General features: G+C 61.8%; 20 protein-coding genes. 8 read left to right on the top strand and 12 right to left on the bottom strand.

Features of this window, described 5'->3' with window-relative positions; all coding sequences use genetic code 11:
• Positions 1 to 123 precede the first annotated feature (123 nt).
• The gene (locus NKJ13_RS14720; protein ID WP_023674883.1) at positions 124 to 360 is read right to left on the bottom strand and encodes an Lrp/AsnC ligand binding domain-containing protein; all 237 of its coding nucleotides are present in this window, start codon (positions 358 to 360) and stop codon (positions 124 to 126) included.
• Between the two features lie 236 nt (positions 361 to 596).
• Here NKJ13_RS14720 and NKJ13_RS14715 point away from each other — a divergent pair, with 236 nt between their 5' ends.
• Complete coding sequence (locus NKJ13_RS14715) at positions 597 to 1,016, top strand: DUF4864 domain-containing protein (RefSeq protein WP_352736588.1); 420 nt, start codon at positions 597 to 599, stop codon at positions 1,014 to 1,016.
• Positions 1,017 to 1,024: 8 nt separating this feature from the next.
• On the opposite strand, the gene tgt is transcribed toward NKJ13_RS14715, so the two are convergent.
• The 9 genes from tgt to NKJ13_RS14670 all read right to left on the bottom strand — a co-directional run bounded on the left by tgt (position 1,025) and on the right by NKJ13_RS14670 (position 9,811).
• A complete protein-coding gene (gene tgt / locus NKJ13_RS14710; RefSeq protein WP_352736590.1) occupies positions 1,025 to 2,155 on the bottom strand; it encodes a tRNA guanosine(34) transglycosylase Tgt in 1,131 nt (376 codons plus the stop codon).
• 9 nt (positions 2,156 to 2,164) lie between these two features.
• The gene (locus tag NKJ13_RS14705) at positions 2,165 to 2,434 is read right to left on the bottom strand and encodes a hypothetical protein (RefSeq protein WP_254817360.1); all 270 of its coding nucleotides are present in this window, start codon (positions 2,432 to 2,434) and stop codon (positions 2,165 to 2,167) included.
• The gene (queA, locus tag NKJ13_RS14700) at positions 2,424 to 3,509 is read right to left on the bottom strand and encodes a tRNA preQ1(34) S-adenosylmethionine ribosyltransferase-isomerase QueA (RefSeq protein WP_254817361.1); all 1,086 of its coding nucleotides are present in this window, start codon (positions 3,507 to 3,509) and stop codon (positions 2,424 to 2,426) included. The genes NKJ13_RS14705 and queA overlap by 11 nt, the downstream gene beginning before the upstream one ends.
• Positions 3,510 to 3,521: 12 nt before the next feature.
• Positions 3,522 to 3,920, bottom strand: coding sequence for a hypothetical protein (locus NKJ13_RS14695; RefSeq protein WP_254817362.1), 399 nt, complete (start codon positions 3,918 to 3,920; stop codon positions 3,522 to 3,524).
• The gene (locus NKJ13_RS14690; RefSeq protein ID WP_254817363.1) at positions 3,917 to 4,429 is read right to left on the bottom strand and encodes a peptidylprolyl isomerase; all 513 of its coding nucleotides are present in this window, start codon (positions 4,427 to 4,429) and stop codon (positions 3,917 to 3,919) included. The genes NKJ13_RS14695 and NKJ13_RS14690 overlap by 4 nt, the downstream gene beginning before the upstream one ends.
• 28 nt (positions 4,430 to 4,457) lie before the next feature.
• Positions 4,458 to 5,048, bottom strand: a complete 591-nt coding sequence (locus tag NKJ13_RS14685) for a peptidylprolyl isomerase (protein WP_254817364.1) — start codon at positions 5,046 to 5,048, stop codon at positions 4,458 to 4,460.
• A 75-nt stretch (positions 5,049 to 5,123) separates the two neighbouring features.
• Positions 5,124 to 5,624, bottom strand: a complete 501-nt coding sequence (gene coaD / locus NKJ13_RS14680) for a pantetheine-phosphate adenylyltransferase (RefSeq protein WP_352507881.1) — start codon at positions 5,622 to 5,624, stop codon at positions 5,124 to 5,126.
• Positions 5,625 to 6,027: 403 nt separating this feature from the next.
• Positions 6,028 to 8,835 carry a DNA gyrase subunit A gene (gene gyrA, locus NKJ13_RS14675; RefSeq protein ID WP_352736592.1) on the bottom strand — a complete coding sequence of 936 codons (2,808 nt, stop codon included), beginning with the start codon at positions 8,833 to 8,835 and terminating at the stop codon, positions 6,028 to 6,030.
• Between the two features lie 148 nt (positions 8,836 to 8,983).
• Positions 8,984 to 9,811: a helix-turn-helix transcriptional regulator gene (locus NKJ13_RS14670; protein ID WP_352736594.1), complete on the bottom strand. Its 828-nt coding sequence runs from the start codon at positions 9,809 to 9,811 to the stop codon at positions 8,984 to 8,986.
• Between the two features lie 86 nt (positions 9,812 to 9,897).
• On the opposite strand from NKJ13_RS14670, the gene NKJ13_RS14665 reads away from it, so the two are divergent.
• Positions 9,898 to 10,428: a hypothetical protein gene (locus tag NKJ13_RS14665; protein WP_352478971.1), complete on the top strand. Its 531-nt coding sequence runs from the start codon at positions 9,898 to 9,900 to the stop codon at positions 10,426 to 10,428.
• A gap of 74 nt (positions 10,429 to 10,502) precedes the next feature.
• Positions 10,503 to 11,132, top strand: coding sequence for a MarC family protein (locus NKJ13_RS14660; RefSeq protein ID WP_254817370.1), 630 nt, complete (start codon positions 10,503 to 10,505; stop codon positions 11,130 to 11,132).
• 8 nt (positions 11,133 to 11,140) lie between these two features.
• On the opposite strand, the gene NKJ13_RS14655 is transcribed toward NKJ13_RS14660, so the two are convergent.
• The gene (locus NKJ13_RS14655) at positions 11,141 to 11,566 is read right to left on the bottom strand and encodes an OsmC family protein (protein WP_352455706.1); all 426 of its coding nucleotides are present in this window, start codon (positions 11,564 to 11,566) and stop codon (positions 11,141 to 11,143) included.
• 123 nt (positions 11,567 to 11,689) lie between these two features.
• Positions 11,690 to 12,202 (bottom strand): single-stranded DNA-binding protein, encoded by a 513-nt coding sequence (locus NKJ13_RS14650; RefSeq protein ID WP_023674867.1) that lies wholly within the window; start codon positions 12,200 to 12,202, stop codon positions 11,690 to 11,692.
• Between the two features lie 248 nt (positions 12,203 to 12,450).
• Between NKJ13_RS14650 and NKJ13_RS14645 the strand changes: the two genes are divergently transcribed.
• From NKJ13_RS14645 to NKJ13_RS14625, 5 genes are all read left to right on the top strand, one after another.
• Complete coding sequence (locus tag NKJ13_RS14645) at positions 12,451 to 12,801, top strand: cupin domain-containing protein (RefSeq protein ID WP_352777855.1); 351 nt, start codon at positions 12,451 to 12,453, stop codon at positions 12,799 to 12,801.
• Positions 12,802 to 12,883: 82 nt separating this feature from the next.
• Positions 12,884 to 13,198, top strand: a complete 315-nt coding sequence (locus NKJ13_RS14640) for an ArsR/SmtB family transcription factor (protein ID WP_352478973.1) — start codon at positions 12,884 to 12,886, stop codon at positions 13,196 to 13,198.
• The gene (locus NKJ13_RS14635; protein ID WP_352736598.1) at positions 13,195 to 13,719 is read left to right on the top strand and encodes an SRPBCC family protein; all 525 of its coding nucleotides are present in this window, start codon (positions 13,195 to 13,197) and stop codon (positions 13,717 to 13,719) included. Before NKJ13_RS14640 ends, NKJ13_RS14635 begins: the two co-directional genes overlap by 4 nt.
• Before the next feature lie 25 nt (positions 13,720 to 13,744).
• On the top strand, positions 13,745 to 14,350 hold the full coding sequence (locus tag NKJ13_RS14630; RefSeq protein ID WP_254817374.1) for an ATP-dependent Clp protease proteolytic subunit: 606 nt from the start codon (positions 13,745 to 13,747) through the stop codon (positions 14,348 to 14,350).
• Positions 14,351 to 14,448: 98 nt separating this feature from the next.
• Positions 14,449 to 14,745: a hypothetical protein gene (locus tag NKJ13_RS14625; RefSeq protein ID WP_352479042.1), complete on the top strand. Its 297-nt coding sequence runs from the start codon at positions 14,449 to 14,451 to the stop codon at positions 14,743 to 14,745.
• The last annotated feature ends 228 nt before the right edge of the window (positions 14,746 to 14,973 follow it).

The raw sequence follows: 14,973 nt of genomic DNA, 5'->3' as shown, positions 1-14,973 counted from the left end.
AAGCGCAATCGGCGATTTGGCGGGCGCCGGCGATCAGTATATCGCGGTTGCCTAAAATTAAGGCAGCACCAATAGGGCCTTGATCAGGCTTTGCCTGGTGTCCGGGCAAATGTCGGATGGAGATCAAAACGCGCGAAAGGTGACGACCGTAAACGTATCTTTGATGCCCGGGAGAATCTGCACTTTCTCGTTGACGAAGTGGCCGATGTCTTCCTCGTCGTCGACATAGAATTTGGCGAGCAGGTCGTAGTTGCCGGCTGTCGAGTAGATTTCCGAAGCAATCTCGGCATCGGCCAGGGCGCTGGCAACGTCGTAGGCCTTGCCCAGATCGCACTTTATCTGCACGAAAAATGCCTTCATTGCCTGGTCCTGTCCAACATCGCACGCTCTAATCGAGCGGCCCTTGTGGCAGACTGCCGCCCGGCTTTCAAGCATCGCCAATCGCTCAGGCTGTCTCGCCTCGACAATGCTTTCTCGGCTCGGACGCGGACTGCTACGCCGAATGTTTACGCTCGGCTGAAACCCTGAAGCATGGCAAAGCGTATGGTATCATGTACCTTCAGGCAGCGATTTCTCGGGGACAACGGAGACAGGCCATGCGCCGCGCGTTTTTCGCATTCGCAGTCGTTCCATTCATTTTCGCATCCCAGGCCTTTGCTGGCGACGCCGAAGTCAAAGCGGCGCAGACGGTCATCGATGGTCAGTTGAGGGCCTTCATCGCCAATGACGGAATGACGGCCTACAGCTTTGCCGCACCGAATGTGAAGCGCCTCTTTCCGACCGTCGATACCTTCATGAACATGGTGACCAACGGCTATCCGCCGGTGCGCCAGCCGCAGACCTACTCTTTCGGCAAGGTTCGTGAGACGAGCCCGACCTCGATCATCCAGCAGGTGCTGATCGTCGGACCGGACGGCAAGGACTATGAAGCGGTCTATACGCTCGAGCAGCAGCCCGACGGCAGCTTTCGGATCACCGGCTGCAGCCTGCGCGCGTCCGTGTCGCTCAGCACTTGAGCCTTCGATCACCTCACTGGGAGATCGCCCCGCCTCCAGCCTTCGGAAATCTCAGCTGAGCGTGCTTCCAACCTGCCAGCTTCGATCGCTTCACGAATGTCGCGCATCAGCTGCTGGTAATAGGACAGATTGTTCCAGGTCAGGAGCATCGCCCCAAGCGCCTCTTGCGAGCGCACCAGATGGTGCAGATAGGCGCGCGAATAGTCGCGTGCGGCCGGGCAGTCGCTTTCCTCATCGAGCGGACGCGGATCGTCGGCATGGCGGGCGTTGCGCAGATTGACCTTGCCGCGCCGTGTATATGCAAGGCCGTGGCGCCCTGCCCGCGTCGGCATCACGCAGTCGAACATGTCGATGCCGCGCGCCACCGACTTCAAAATGTCGTCCGGGGTGCCGACGCCCATCAGGTAGCGCGGCCGGTCAGCCGGCAGCTCCGGGCAAGTGATGTCGAGCATCTCCAGCATCACCGCTTGCGGCTCGCCGACAGCCAGCCCGCCGATCGCGTAGCCCTTCAGCTCCATTGCCTTCAGCGCCTGCGCCGAGCGCAGCCGCAGATCCGGCACGTCGCCGCCTTGCACAATGCCGAACATCGCCTTGCCGGGCTGCTCGCCGAATGCCGTCTTGCAACGCTCGGCCCAGCGCAACGACAACTCCATGGCACGCTCGATCTCGTTCTGCTTGGCCGGCAGAGCCGTGCATTCGTCGAGCTGCATCTGGATGTCGGAATCGAGCAGCCCCTGGATCTCAATCGAACGCTCCGGCGACATCTCGAAGGCGCCGCCGTCGATATGCGAACGGAAGGTCACGCCGTTCTCGGTCAGTTTCCTCAGCTTCGACAGCGACATCACCTGGAAGCCGCCGCTGTCAGTCAGGATCGGATACGGCCAGCGGGCGAATTCGTGCAGGCCGCCGAGCCGTGCCACGCGCTCGGCGCCGGGCCTCAGCATCAGATGATAGGTGTTGCCGAGGATGATGTCCGAGCCAACGCCGCGCACCTGATCCATATACATCGCCTTCACCGTGCCGCCGGTACCGACCGGCATGAAGGCAGGCGTGCGGATTTCCCCGCGCGGCATGGTGATTGCACCACGCCGCGCCCTGCCCTCGGTCGCCAGCACCTTGAAGGTGAATGCGTCAGTCATTGAAATTCCCTAGCCATCGAACTCCTTGTCGAATACCGGCGCGTCCGGAGCTTGCTTATCGAGCGATTGACGGTAGCGGATGCAGCCGCGCATGAATTTCGGCCACGGCGGCACTGCAATCGCCGGCTCGGTCTTTTCGGGCAAAAGCGACCACAGGTCGGGATGATGCCAGCACAGATCATGGCCGGTGGCGTCGCGGTGTTGGCGGATGCCGGCGCGTAATTTCCTGACTTCGCCGATCAATGCTTCGCGGTCGAAGGTTTCCAGGTCATCGTCCATTACTATCCTCCCTGAACAGAAGACTTGCGTCTCCATAGGAATAAAACCTGTAGCGATTCTCGATGGCATGCGCATAGGCCGCCCGCATCGTCTGCAAACCGCAGAAGGCCGAAACCAGCATGAACAGCGTCGAACGCGGCAGATGGAAATTGGTCATCAGCATGTCGGCGGTCTTGAAGCGATAGCCGGGGGTGATGAAGATGTCGGTCGGGCCTGACCATGCGGCCAGCCTGCCCTCCTCGCCAGCCGCGCTCTCCAGCAAGCGCAGCGATGTCGTGCCGACAGCGATAATGCGCCCTCCTTTTGCTTTCGCCGCATTCAGCGCCTCGGCGGTTTCCGCGCTGACCGAACCGGTCTCGGCGTGCATCTTGTGGTCGGCGGTGTCGTCCGCCTTCACCGGCAGGAACGTACCGGCGCCGACATGCAGCGTGACGAAACGGCGCTCTATGCCCTTGGCGTCGAGCGTCGCAAACAGCTCCGGCGTGAAATGCAGCCCTGCCGTCGGCGCGGCGACCGCGCCCTCCTCCCTGGCATAAATGGTCTGGTAATCGCTTCGGTCGCGTTCGTCGTCGTCACGCTTGGAGGCGATGTAGGGCGGCAGCGGGATGTGGCCGACAGCGTGCAGTGCCTCGTCGAGGAACGGACCTGACAGGTCGAAGCCGAGCAGCACCTCGCCGCCTTCCCCCTTCTCGATCACGGTTGCATCGAGTTGGCCGAGAAAGCAGGAATTGGCATCATGACCGAAATGGATGCGGTCACCGGCTGCGATGCGCTTGCCCGGACGCATGAAGGCGAGCCAGCGGTCGGGCGCCGTCCGCATATGCAGCGTGGCTTCGACCTGCGCTGCTGCTTCGCCGCGCCGCCTGATGCCCTTCAATTGTGCCGGAATGACCTTGGTGTCGTTGAAGACCAGCACATCACCAGCCTTGAGCAGGGCCGGCAGGTCGCGCACCGTCCGGTCTTCGAGCCCCTCACCCGGCCTGACCACCAGCATCCTGGCGCTGTCGCGCGGCTCGGCTGGGCGAAGCGCGATGCGTTCTTCCGGCAGATCGAAGTCGAAAAGGTCGACGCGCAAGAAAACCCCGCCTCAAGGTTCCGGGCAGGTCACCGCCCAGGCACCGACGCCGTCAATGCTCAACGTGCCGCCCATTGCGAAACTGGACTGCTCGCTGGCCTTGACCAGCCGCAATTTGGCGACGATCGAGCTGAGGCCCTCATCAGTGAGATCGATCAGCATGCGCTCGTCGTCTTCGAATGCCTGTCCAACGATGACTTTCGTTGAGCCTGGCTGGCCGTCCGTGGTCCATGTCTTGCCGCCGGCATCCAGCCACACCCGCGCCACCGCAATGACGGCCGTGTGTCCCATCAAAACATCAATCGATGCCGCGCCGCCGTCGGCGCTGCAAACGATCGATTCCGTCGCCAGCGCCGGAGTGGCCGCCGCGACGAGCACAAGTGCGATGGCCGCGACAGCCCGGCTGGTCATTTCACGTCGGCCGCAACCTTGAGCGATACGATCTTGTCGGGGTCCTGCACCGGTTCGCCGCGCTTGATCTTGTCGACATTGTCCATGCCTTCGATGACCTGGCCCCATACAGTGTACTGGCGGTTGAGGAAGGCGGCGTCGTCGAAGCAGATGAAGAACTGCGAATTGGCCGAGTTCGGGTTTTGCGAGCGCGCCATCGAACAGGTGCCGCGGCCATGGTTGGCGTTGGAGAACTCGGCCTTCAGATCGGGCTTGTCGGAACCGCCAGTGCCGGCGCGCGACGGCGCGAAAGACGGCTTGTTGGAATTGCCGAACTTCACGTCGCCGGTCTGCGCCATGAAGCCGTCGATGACGCGGTGGAAGACCACGCCGTCATAGGCGCCTTCGCGTGCCAACTCCTTGATACGGCCCACATGGCCGGGCGCCAGATCTGGAAACAATTCGATGACGACCTTGCCCTTGGTCGTGTCCATGATGAGCGCGTTCTCGCGGTCCTTGATTTCGGCCATGTCAGAAATATCCTTTTGAAACTTGGGTTTACTTGCCGTCGGCGGCGATGCGCACCTTGATCATGCGATCGGGGTCGGTCACCGTCCCGTTCTGCGCCTCGTCGCCTTTCTTGATGTGGTCCACCAGCTCCATGCCGCTGACGACATTGCCAACGATGGTGTACTGGCCATCGAGCGGCGGTGCCGGCGCGAACATGATGAAGAATTGCGAATTGGCGGAATTCGGATCGTCGGAGCGGGCCATGCCGACCACGCCGCGCTGGTAGTGCTCGGTACTGGAGAATTCGGCCGGCAGGTCAGGAAGATCGGAGCCGCCGGTGCCGACAGCGTCGGCATTGAAGCCGCTCTTCATGTTGCCGAACTTGACGTCGCCGGTCTGCGCCATGAAGCCGTCGATGACGCGGTGAAAGGCGACGTTGTCGTAGGCGCCCTGGCGCACCAGCTTTTTGATCTGCGCGACGTGTTTCGGCGCAAGGTCGGGCCTCAGCGCGATGGTCACGTCGCCGTCCTTCAGCGTTACAATCATGGTGTTTTCCGGATCAGCGGCAAAGGCCGACACGGATGCGGTCACAAGACCGGCAAACACGGCAAGCAAGAAGGCAAGCTTTTTCAGCTGCATGGGATCTTTCTCCGAATATCTTCGTTCATGCATGTCGTTACCCAAAGCCGGGTTCCACTTTTGGGTGGCATGAATTTATTTCGCGAATTTGGCGGCGAGCGCGCCGGCCACGGCCGCCGGCACGAAGGGGCGGATGTCGCCTCCCATCGAAGCTATCTGGCGCACAAGTGTGGCGGTAATGGTGCGCACCGAGGGGCTGGCGGGCAGGAACACCGTCTGCAGCTCCGGCGCCATGGTCTCGTTCATGCCGGCCATCTGCATCTCATAGTCAAGATCGGTGCCGTCGCGCAGGCCGCGGATCATGATCGAGGCGCCATGCTTCCTGGCCGCATCGATGACCAGCCCGTCGAAGGCGACCACTTTGATGCGCGCACCGTCGCTGCCGAATTCCGCCTTCGCGGCCGTTTCGATCAGGCCAACCCGTTCCTCGAAGGAAAACAACGGCTTCTTGCCGGGATGGGTGCCGATCGCCGCATAGATTGTATCCGCCACGGCCAGCGATGCCTTCAGCACGTCGAGATGCCCGTTGGTCAGCGGGTCGAAAGAGCCGGCATAAAGGGCGATGCGTTCGGTCATGGCAGGTGCTTCTAGCGAGCCTCTCTCCTAAAGGCAAATCCGATCGCCAGCCCGCCCCGTGAACCCTTTGGCCGACGTGAACGACAGATGAATGTGCCGCTCACAACAGCTTCACGCAGTGTTCACTAAGTTGCAGCTGCAGAAGATGAAACCAAACACCCACCTGATCGTTGTTAGGCGCAGGAGAACACGCACATGCTGATCTATATGCTTGCCACCGCAATGAACCGTCGCCATGCTGATTGCTACCGTATTCGGGCTGCATCAGGAAGCACAGCGCGTCCGCGCCAAGGCCAATACCAAGCGGTTCGAAGGCTTCGGCATCCGTAAGCCTTATCGGCATTTCTAGAGTGTTTATTGACAAGACCGGACCGACCTATCGGGCTGGCGGCGTCGTGGCAACTCACTCGACGTTGTTATTGTCAGGCTCCCCACCTTCGGTAGCAGCGCCGCTTTCAGCCTCGACACTCTCTTCGATCTCTTCGTCCGCCTGCGGCTCCGAAATCCGCTCCACCGAAACGACCTTCTCGCCCTCTGCGGTATTAAAGATCGTAACGCCCTTGGTGGCGCGGCTGGCGAAACGAATGCCGTTGACCGGGACCCGAATGACGGTTCCGCCATCCGAAACCAGCATGATCTGATCATCATTGCCGACCGGGAAGGTCGCGACCAGGCGGCCGATTTCGGCCGTTTTCGACACGTCGGTGGCGCGGATACCCTTGCCGCCGCGACCGGTCAGGCGGAAATCGTACGACGACGAACGCTTGCCGTAGCCATATTCCGTCACCGTCAGCACGAACTGCTCGTGTGCCTTGAGGAATTCGTAGCGCTCGTCCGAAAGCTCCGCCTCTTCGCCGACCTCTTCGTTGGTAAGCTGGATTTCTTCCTCCTCACTGGCGGCGATGTCGGCGGCGAGCCGGCGTTCAGCCACCACCCGCTTGAGATAGGCGGCACGCTCCGCCGGCGGCGCATCGACGTGCTCGATCACCGCCATCGAGATCACCCGGTCGCCATCGGCCATCGCAATGCCGCGCACGCCGACCGAATTGCGGCTCTGGAAGACGCGTACGTGGCTGACCGGAAAGCGGATGCACTGGCCGGAACTTGCCGTCAAAAGCACGTCATCATTGTCGGTGCAGGTCTCGACGCCAAGGATCTCGTCGCCTTCCTCGTCCAGCTTCATGGCGATCTTGCCGTTGCGGTTGACCTGGACGAAGTCCGACAGCTTGTTGCGACGCACGGTGCCACGCGTGGTGGCAAACATGACGTCGAGCTCGCCCCAACTCGTCTCATCCTCCGGCAGCGGCATGATCGTGGTGATGCGCTCGCCCTGTTCGAGCGGCAGCATATTGATCAGCGCCTTGCCGCGCGATTGCGGGTTGCCGATCGGCAGGCGCCAGACCTTTTCCTTGTAGACGATGCCACGCGAAGAGAAGAACAGCACCGGCGTGTGCGTGTTGGCGACGAACAGCCGGGTGACGAAATCCTCTTCCTTGGTCGACATGCCGGAGCGGCCCTTGCCGCCGCGGCGCTGCGCCCGGTAGAGCGACAGCGGCACGCGCTTGATATAGCCGGAATGGCTGACCGTGACGACCATGTCCTCGCGCTGGATCAGGTCCTCGTCTTCCATGTCCGCCCCGCCCTCGGCGAGCTCGGTGCGGCGCGGCGTGCCGAACTCGTCGCGCACGGCGATGAGCTCGTCCTTGACGATCTGCTGGACGCGGGCGCGGGACGACAGGATGTCCAGGTAGTCCTTGATCTCGTCGCCGATCGTGTTCAGCTCGTCGGCGATCTCGTCGCGGCCGAGCGCGGTCAGGCGCTGCAGGCGCAGTTCGAGGATGGCGCGCGCCTGCTCCTCGGAGAGATTGTAGGTACCGTCCTCGTTGATGCGATGGCGCGGGTCGTCGATCAGAAGAATCAGCGATTCCACGTCGCCCGAAGGCCAGCGCCGCTCCATCAACTGCTCGCGCGCCGTCTGCGGGTCCGGAGCGCTGCGGATCAGCTTGATGACTTCATCGATGTTGGCAACCGCGATGGCAAGGCCGACCAGCACATGGGCGCGGTCGCGCGCCTTGCGCAGCAGGAATTTCGTGCGCCGGCTGATCACCTCCTCGCGGAAGGCGACGAACGCCTTCAGCATGTCGGTCAGCGTCAGCAATTCCGGCTTGCCGCCGTTCAGCGCCACCGTATTGGCACCGAAGGACGTCTGCAGCGGAGTGAAGCGGTAAAGCTGGTTGAGGATGACGTCGGCGACGGCGTCGCGCTTCAGTTCGATGACGACGCGGTAACCCTGGCGGTCGCTCTCGTCGCGAATGTCGGAAATGCCCTCGATGCGCTTGTCGCGCACCAGTTCGGCCATCTTCTCGATCATCGATGCTTTGTTCACCTGATAGGGAACCTCGGTGATGACGATCGATTCACGGTCGTTGCCGCGCGCCTCGATGTTGACGCGGCCGCGCATGACGATGGAGCCGCGGCCGGTCGAATAGGCGCTGTAGATGCCGGAACGGCCAAGCACGATGCCGCCGGTCGGGAAATCCGGTCCCGGAATGATCTCCATCAGCGCCGGAAGATCGATCGCTGGATTGTCGATGAGGGCAATGGCGCCGTTGCAGACCTCGCCCAGATTGTGCGGCGGGATGTTGGTGGCCATGCCGACGGCGATGCCGCCGGAGCCGTTGACCAACAGGTTCGGAAAGCGCGCCGGCAGGACTTTCGGTTCGCTGCCCGACGCATCGTAAGTGTCCTGGAAATCGACGGTGTCCTTGTCGATGTCTTCCAGCAACTCATGCGCGACCTTGGTCAGCCGCGATTCCGTGTAGCGCATCGCCGCCGGCGGATCGCCGTCGATCGAGCCGAAATTGCCCTGCCCGTCAATCAGCGGCACGCGCAGCGACCAGTCCTGCGCCATGCGCACCAAAGCGTCGTAGATAGAGGCGTCGCCATGCGGATGGTATTTACCCATCACGTCGGCGACCGGGCGTGCCGATTTCACATATTTACGATTCCAGTGATAGCCGCTCTCATAGGCGGCGTAGAGGATGCGGCGATGCACCGGCTTGAGGCCGTCGCGCACGTCCGGCAGCGCACGACTGACGATCACGCTCATGGCGTAATCGAGATAGGAGCGCTGCATCTCCTCGATGATGGATATCGGCTCGATGCCGGTGGGGCCGCCGTCGGCGCCGCGCGGTGTCTTCTGGTCGGTCAAATCGGATCACAATCTAATCAGGAATCACTTGGTGCTTATATAGGAAGCCGGCCCGAAACTCCAACAATCGCGGCAGTTTTCCAATGTGGTTTTTAGCGGCAAATTCAAAAGGATACACCAATTGCGACGATATGGCCGTGGCACCCTTTCACCGGCGTCGCCGGCGGGCGCGATAAGTACCCGGCGCCTCGCCCATCAGCCGCCGGAAACGGCGGTTGAAGGTTGATAGATCGTTGAATCCCGCCGCAAAGGCGATCGCCGAAATTGTGTTATCTGACGTCCGCAGCCGCACGGCTGCCCTGTGCAGCCGCGTTCTCAGCAGGAATTGGTAGGGCGTCATGCCGGCAACGTGCCGGAAGGTGCGCAGGAAATGGTAAGGGCTGGTGGCGGTCTCGTCGGCGAGCTCGGCAAGCGAGATCGGCCGGTCGGCCTCGACTTCAATGCGCCGCACCGCTTCGGCAACACGCTTCTGGTCACGGCGGCTCGGCGTCCGTCCCCGATCCGTTGCGCTGCAAGCCGCTGTTACCGCGGCACCGGCAATGCGCAGGGCGAGTTCCTCGAACGCGCCGGTGTCGGCCATCTCGCGCGCCGCCTCCGCTTCGGCGAGCAGCGGCACCAGCGCCGGCAAGGGCGGCAGGCGCGGCGTGCTGAAATCGAACGTCTTGGCGCCCGGCACGTCGGCGACGATCCGCTCCATACAGGCCGGTCCGAAATGGAAGGAGAGGCAGCGGTCGCCGGCGCCATGCTCGTGCCCGCACTCGTAGCAGGTGCCGGGATTGCCGAGCAGGAGCGCGCCCGGCGCCAGCATCGCCGTGCCCTGGCGGGCACGATAGCGGAAGGTGCCGCTGGTTACGGCAGCAACGCAGAAATCCCGATGCTCCTCCTCGAATGGCCTGTCGGCGGCGCTGGCGGTGCAGATGACATCCGACACCTGCCAGCCTCGGCCCGACGCCAGCCTATGCGCGCTCTTCGTCATCGCGCAAACATAGCAATTTTTCCCAAGCGCAGAACCCCTGTCCGCCTCTATGCTTGCCGGTCTCCTGACAAGATGAGAGCGAAGCCATGTCCAATTCCTTTGCCAAGGCCCTGCACAGCGATGGGCCTACACCGGCCCTTGCCGAGAAACTGAACCTTTACGGCCGCTTCGTCGGCGCCTGGACGTTCGATGCCACGCGCCATCTCGAAGACGGTCAGGTGCTGACCGGGCGCGGCGAGGTGCATTTCGGCTGGGTCCTTGAAGGCCGCGCGATCCAGGACGTATGGATCCTGCCAGCTCGTGACGCTGGTTCCTCCCCTTCGCTCGGCAAATGGACCTTCTATGGCACGACGTTGCGCGTCTATGACCCAGGTGTCGACGCCTGGCACATCTTCTGGAGCGACCCGCGCAACCAGTATTACAGCCGCCAGCTGGGCCGCGTCGAAGGCGACACGATCGTCCAATTAGGCGCAGACGGCACCGGCCCTTCGGTACGCTGGAGCTTTTCCCGGATCACCGGAGATTCCTTCCGCTGGCTGGGCGAGCGTTCGTATGACGACGGCGCCACCTGGCGTCTCGAAGTCGAGTTTCTGGCGCGCCGCACCGCCAGCCCCTGATCCGCACGGTTTCCACTGGCTTCGCTTTGCTCTACCAATCCCGCTAACCGGCGTTGCCGGCGGGGAGGGTCAGCATGCCGAGCTTCGACAGCCTGTTCAACGCCTTCGTCACCATACTGGTGACGATCGATCCGCCCGGCCTCGCGCCGCTCTTCCTTGCCGTGACCCGCGGCATGAACCGCGAGGAGCGCAACCAAGTCTCCGTGCGCGCCTCGATCATCGCTTTCCTGGTGATGGCATTGTTCGCAATCGCCGGCGCGTCGATCCTGTCGGTCTTCGGCATCACTCTGCCGGCCTTCCGCGTCGCCGGCGGCTTTCTGCTGTTCTTCATCGCCTTCGAAATGGTGTTCGAGCGCCGGCAGGACCGTAAGGAGAAGATCGGCGACGTCGCTATCACCAGGGACATGATTCACAACATCGCCGCCTTTCCGCTGGCGATCCCGCTGATTGCCGGTCCCGGCGCGATTTCGGCGACCGTCCTGCTCTCAAGCTCGTTTCAGGGTTTTGGCGCGCAGACAGCCCTTGTCGGCATCATCGCCATCTGCCTCGTCATCACCTACCTGGTGTTCGTGCTGTCAGAGCGCATCGACCGTATCCTCGGCCAAACCGGCCGTTCGATCCTGACACGGCTGCTCGGCGTCATCCTGGCGGCGCTCGCCATACAGTTCGTCGCCGACGGCATCAAGGCGCTGATGGCGACTTAGGAACCGCCCTACTTCGCTGTCGTTTCAATGACTTCGAAGTCGTGGGTAATCTCGGCAGTCTTGGCCATCATTGCCGAGGCCGAGCAGTATTTCTCGATCGAAAGCCCGATCGCCCTCTTCACCTTGTCGTGTGACAGCGCGCGGCCCTTGACGACAAAATGCATGTGAATGCGGGTGAACACCCTGGGATCGGCTTCTGCACGGTCGGCATCGAGTTCGACCACGCAATCTTCGACCGCCTCGCGCCCCTTTTCGAGGATATGGACCACGTCATAGGCCGAGCAGCCTCCGGTGCCGATCAGCACCAGTTCCATTGGGCTCGGCCCCGGCGTCTTGCCCTCCGGCCCGAACGCAGTGCCTAGCACCAGCTTGTGCCCACTGGCGGACTCGCCAACGAAAGTGCGCTCCTCGACCCATTTGACCCTTGCTTTCACTTGATACGTCCTTTCACCGCTCAAACGCACAACGTCCCGAAAATCCAAGACAGATGTTCGGGACGCCATTTCGTGGCCAAGGTGCTGGCGCTTTTCGCCGCAAGGGCAGTCCGCCCCGAGAAATCAGAACGGGATTTCGTCGTCCAGCTCGCGCGATGAACCACCGCCGCCGCCCTTGTTGGCGCCACCCCGATTGAAACTTTCGCCCGGGCCGGACTGGCCGAAATCGGAACCGCGGCTCGCACCACCACCAGCATAGTTGCCGACCTGGCCGCCGCCCTCGCCCCGTGCGTCGAGCATCTGCAGCTCGCCGCGGAATTTCTGCAACACGACCTCAGTCGTATAGCGGTCATTGCCGGTCTGGTCCTGCCATTTGCGCGTCTGCAGCTGGCCCTCGACATAGACCTTCATGCCTTTCTTCAGATACTGCTCGGCCACCTTGGCAATCTGGTCGTTGAAAATCACGACATTGTGCCACTCGGTCTTTTCCTTGCGCTCTCCAGATGTCTTGTCGCGCCAGCTTTCCGACGTCGCGATGCGGATATTGACGACCGGGTCACCCGAATTCAGGCGGCGGATTTCAGGGTCCGCCCCGAGGTTGCCCACCAGAATGACCTTGTTGACGCTACCCGCCATGACACTTCTCCGCGCTCATCCGAAACCAAATTCCTGTCGCTGCACCTTACAGGCTATGGACAATCCCTGCCTGCCGTGGCTGCCTTTTCCCACAAGGTTTTTGTTCTCTTTTCGTTCTAGGTTAAACGTCCTGCACTGTCAATAGATGTCAGTAACAGGTAGTGTCTTGGCGCCGAATTTTCCACGAACCCTGAGATCGAGGCGAACTCAATGAAGATGGTCGAGCATGACGATCAGCCGCAAGAAGAATGGCGGACGGAGTAAAGACCCGCATGCATGTCTCGGCCTGCAACGGCGCAACTCAACTTTGCATATTTGAACAATGGGTCGAACCCGCGGTTGGCGCCCCGACACATTGGCACCCGGTCGAGGAAGTGCTTACCGTCATCGCTGGCAGGGCCGAGATGTGGATCGATGACGAGCATCTCGTCTTGACTGCCGGACAGTCGCTTGTTGTTGCCGCGCACAGGCACCATGGCTTCCGAAACGTCGGCTCCGAACTGCTTCATATCCATGCCGTGCTCGCGTCACCAGTTTTTGAGGCAACGTTTAACGGATCTCCAGACATGGTGAGACGCAGGCTTCCGACGCGTTTGTAAAATCTCGCCCGTCGTAAAAAAACACTGCCTGTCTTAAAAACGCGACTTGCCAAACCGATAAGTATCGACTTATGCTTCTGGAATGATCGAAGCAGAGATTTTTCGGGCACTGGCCGATCCAACGCGTCGCGCCGTCTATGAGCGGCTCGCCGACGGCGAGATGACGGTATCGGAACTCCGCAATGGCATGCCGGTTTCGCAGCCGGCGGTATCGCAGCATCTCGCGGTGCTGCGCGGTGCCGGCCTCGTGGTCGAACGCCGGGCCGGCCGCAATGCCTATTATCGCGCCGATCCGAACGGGCTTGCGCCGCTGCTCGGCTGGATCGAACGCTACCGCGCGTTCTGGCCAGAGCGCATCGAAAGGCTCAAGACGGTTTTGAAGGACATGGACCAATGACCAGCCGAGGCAAAGAACGCGCGGAAATGGCGGCAGACAAGATCGAGTTCGAGTGCGAACTGCCCGAGCCGCCGGAAAAAGTGTGGCGGGCGCTGACAGTGCCGGACCTGCTCGCGGCCTGGATGATGCCAAACGACATTGAACCAAAGGTCGGCAACCGCTTTGCCTTTAAAGCGCCGGATGCGCCGATCGAGTGCGAAATCCTCGACGCGGATCCCGGACGGCTGCTGCGCTATTCCTGGCGGGAGCGGCCGGTGCCCGGCGATACGCGGGTGCCGCCCGGTAGCCCGGTGGAAAGCCCAATGAACGATAGCCCAGTGGACAGCATCGTCACCTTTACGCTCGACCGCACCGTTTCCGGCGGCACGCATCTGCGCATCGTCCATGATGGTTTTGCTCGGGCAGCAGTGCCGGAGATCGCGATGGCAGGCGCCGGTTGCCGACTTTCGTTTGAAGCGCGTACTCCCAAGTACAAGCAGATCGCCGCAAACACCCCGCGCCTCTTTATGCGCGCGGCCTGAACGACGACCGTCAAAGGAGATAACGATGAGCGGCCTTGCCAATTTGGTGCCGATGGTGATCGAGCAATCGAGTCGCGGCGAACGTGCCTTCGATATATTTTCGCGGCTGCTGCGCGAGCGCATCGTCTTCATCAACGGGCCGATCGACGACGGCACCTCGGCGCTGGTCTGCGCCCAGCTTCTGTCGCTGGAATCCGACAATCCCGACAAGGAGGTCTCGCTCTACATCAACTCGCCGGGTGGCGTGGTGACCAGCGGTTTCGCCATCTACGATACGATGCAGTATATCAGCTGCCCGGTCTCCACCGTTTGTATGGGCTTCGCCGCCTCGATGGCCTCGTTTCTCCTGATGGCGGGCACGCCAGGGCGGCGTATCGCGCTACCCAACACCAGCATCGTGCTGCATCAGCCTCTCGGCGGTTTCCAGGGCCAAGCCTCCGATATCCAGCGCCATGCCGAGGGCATCCTTCGCACCAAGCGGCGCATGACCGATCTTTACGCCCACCATTGCGGCCGCACCTACGAAGAAGTGGAACGCACGCTCGACCGCGACTTTTTCATGACTGCCCAGGAGGCCAAGGATTGGGGACTCGTCGACCATGTTTTCGACACTCGCAAGCAGGCCGCATGAACGAGCCGGGCCGGCGGACGGAACCGAGGCGATTGATCGCCCGCAATTTCAGCGCCATCGATCTGGTCTTGCCGCCATCACGGCACTATAGTCCGGCGATGACCGCCAGCCGTTCATCCAGCCTGTTATGCCTTGCTATCGCTACTGTGGCCGGCACGAACATGCTGGTGGACATGGCATTTGCCCAAGATAATTCGACGTCTTCGCAAAAGGGCGCCCTGCCCGGCGTGACCAGCGACTATCGCATCGCCGAGCCAGGGCCGCAGCCTGAGCCCGACGACGCGGTTCCAAGCAGCGGCAACGGCACGTTCAAGATCGGCGATACCGACGTTCGGATTTCCGGCAGCATAACCATCGATGTCGCTACCGGCGGAATCAGGCCCCCCAGCCGGTAAGTTCGCCTGGTATGCCCGACAAATGTGCGCTTCAAACGAACAGCCCCGTCATTGCTTGTGCAATTGACGGGGCTTCTTGGATCTAAAATCCAAATCGCCGGGAGTGTACTGCCGGCTTTTTATTTCGGATGCTTCGCGGCGTTCAGCCGACGATCCGACTAGCAGTCTCTGATTGTTGTGGGGATCGGCAGGTCAACGTTGGCAGGTAGCGCAAACGCCTGGCCTAGC

The organism is Mesorhizobium sp. M0174 (assembly GCF_040322275.1).
GTDB lineage: Bacteria > Pseudomonadota > Alphaproteobacteria > Rhizobiales > Rhizobiaceae > Mesorhizobium.
Note: the sequence above shows the minus strand (reverse complement) of the source record. Positions and strands in the feature narration are given on the sequence as shown.

What these genes read in the sequence shown, in the direction of transcription:
- NKJ13_RS14720 (WP_023674883.1), bottom strand. Translation starts at nt 360, where the DNA reads ATGAAGGCATTTTTCGTGCAGATAAAGTGCGATCTGGGCAAGGCCTAC.
- NKJ13_RS14715 (WP_352736588.1), top strand. Translation starts at nt 597, where the DNA reads ATGCGCCGCGCGTTTTTCGCATTCGCAGTCGTTCCATTCATTTTCGCA.
- tgt (WP_352736590.1), bottom strand. Translation starts at nt 2,155, where the DNA reads ATGACTGACGCATTCACCTTCAAGGTGCTGGCGACCGAGGGCAGGGCG.
- NKJ13_RS14705 (WP_254817360.1), bottom strand. Translation starts at nt 2,434, where the DNA reads ATGGACGATGACCTGGAAACCTTCGACCGCGAAGCATTGATCGGCGAA.
- NKJ13_RS14695 (WP_254817362.1), bottom strand. Translation starts at nt 3,920, where the DNA reads ATGACCAGCCGGGCTGTCGCGGCCATCGCACTTGTGCTCGTCGCGGCG.
- NKJ13_RS14690 (WP_254817363.1), bottom strand. Translation starts at nt 4,429, where the DNA reads ATGGCCGAAATCAAGGACCGCGAGAACGCGCTCATCATGGACACGACC.
- NKJ13_RS14685 (WP_254817364.1), bottom strand. Translation starts at nt 5,048, where the DNA reads ATGCAGCTGAAAAAGCTTGCCTTCTTGCTTGCCGTGTTTGCCGGTCTT.
- coaD (WP_352507881.1), bottom strand. Translation starts at nt 5,624, where the DNA reads ATGACCGAACGCATCGCCCTTTATGCCGGCTCTTTCGACCCGCTGACC.
- NKJ13_RS14670 (WP_352736594.1), bottom strand. Translation starts at nt 9,811, where the DNA reads ATGACGAAGAGCGCGCATAGGCTGGCGTCGGGCCGAGGCTGGCAGGTG.
- NKJ13_RS14665 (WP_352478971.1), top strand. Translation starts at nt 9,898, where the DNA reads ATGTCCAATTCCTTTGCCAAGGCCCTGCACAGCGATGGGCCTACACCG.
- NKJ13_RS14660 (WP_254817370.1), top strand. Translation starts at nt 10,503, where the DNA reads ATGCCGAGCTTCGACAGCCTGTTCAACGCCTTCGTCACCATACTGGTG.
- NKJ13_RS14650 (WP_023674867.1), bottom strand. Translation starts at nt 12,202, where the DNA reads ATGGCGGGTAGCGTCAACAAGGTCATTCTGGTGGGCAACCTCGGGGCG.
- NKJ13_RS14645 (WP_352777855.1), top strand. Translation starts at nt 12,451, where the DNA reads ATGGCGGACGGAGTAAAGACCCGCATGCATGTCTCGGCCTGCAACGGC.
- NKJ13_RS14640 (WP_352478973.1), top strand. Translation starts at nt 12,884, where the DNA reads ATGATCGAAGCAGAGATTTTTCGGGCACTGGCCGATCCAACGCGTCGC.
- NKJ13_RS14635 (WP_352736598.1), top strand. Translation starts at nt 13,195, where the DNA reads ATGACCAGCCGAGGCAAAGAACGCGCGGAAATGGCGGCAGACAAGATC.
- NKJ13_RS14630 (WP_254817374.1), top strand. Translation starts at nt 13,745, where the DNA reads ATGAGCGGCCTTGCCAATTTGGTGCCGATGGTGATCGAGCAATCGAGT.
- NKJ13_RS14625 (WP_352479042.1), top strand. Translation starts at nt 14,449, where the DNA reads ATGACCGCCAGCCGTTCATCCAGCCTGTTATGCCTTGCTATCGCTACT.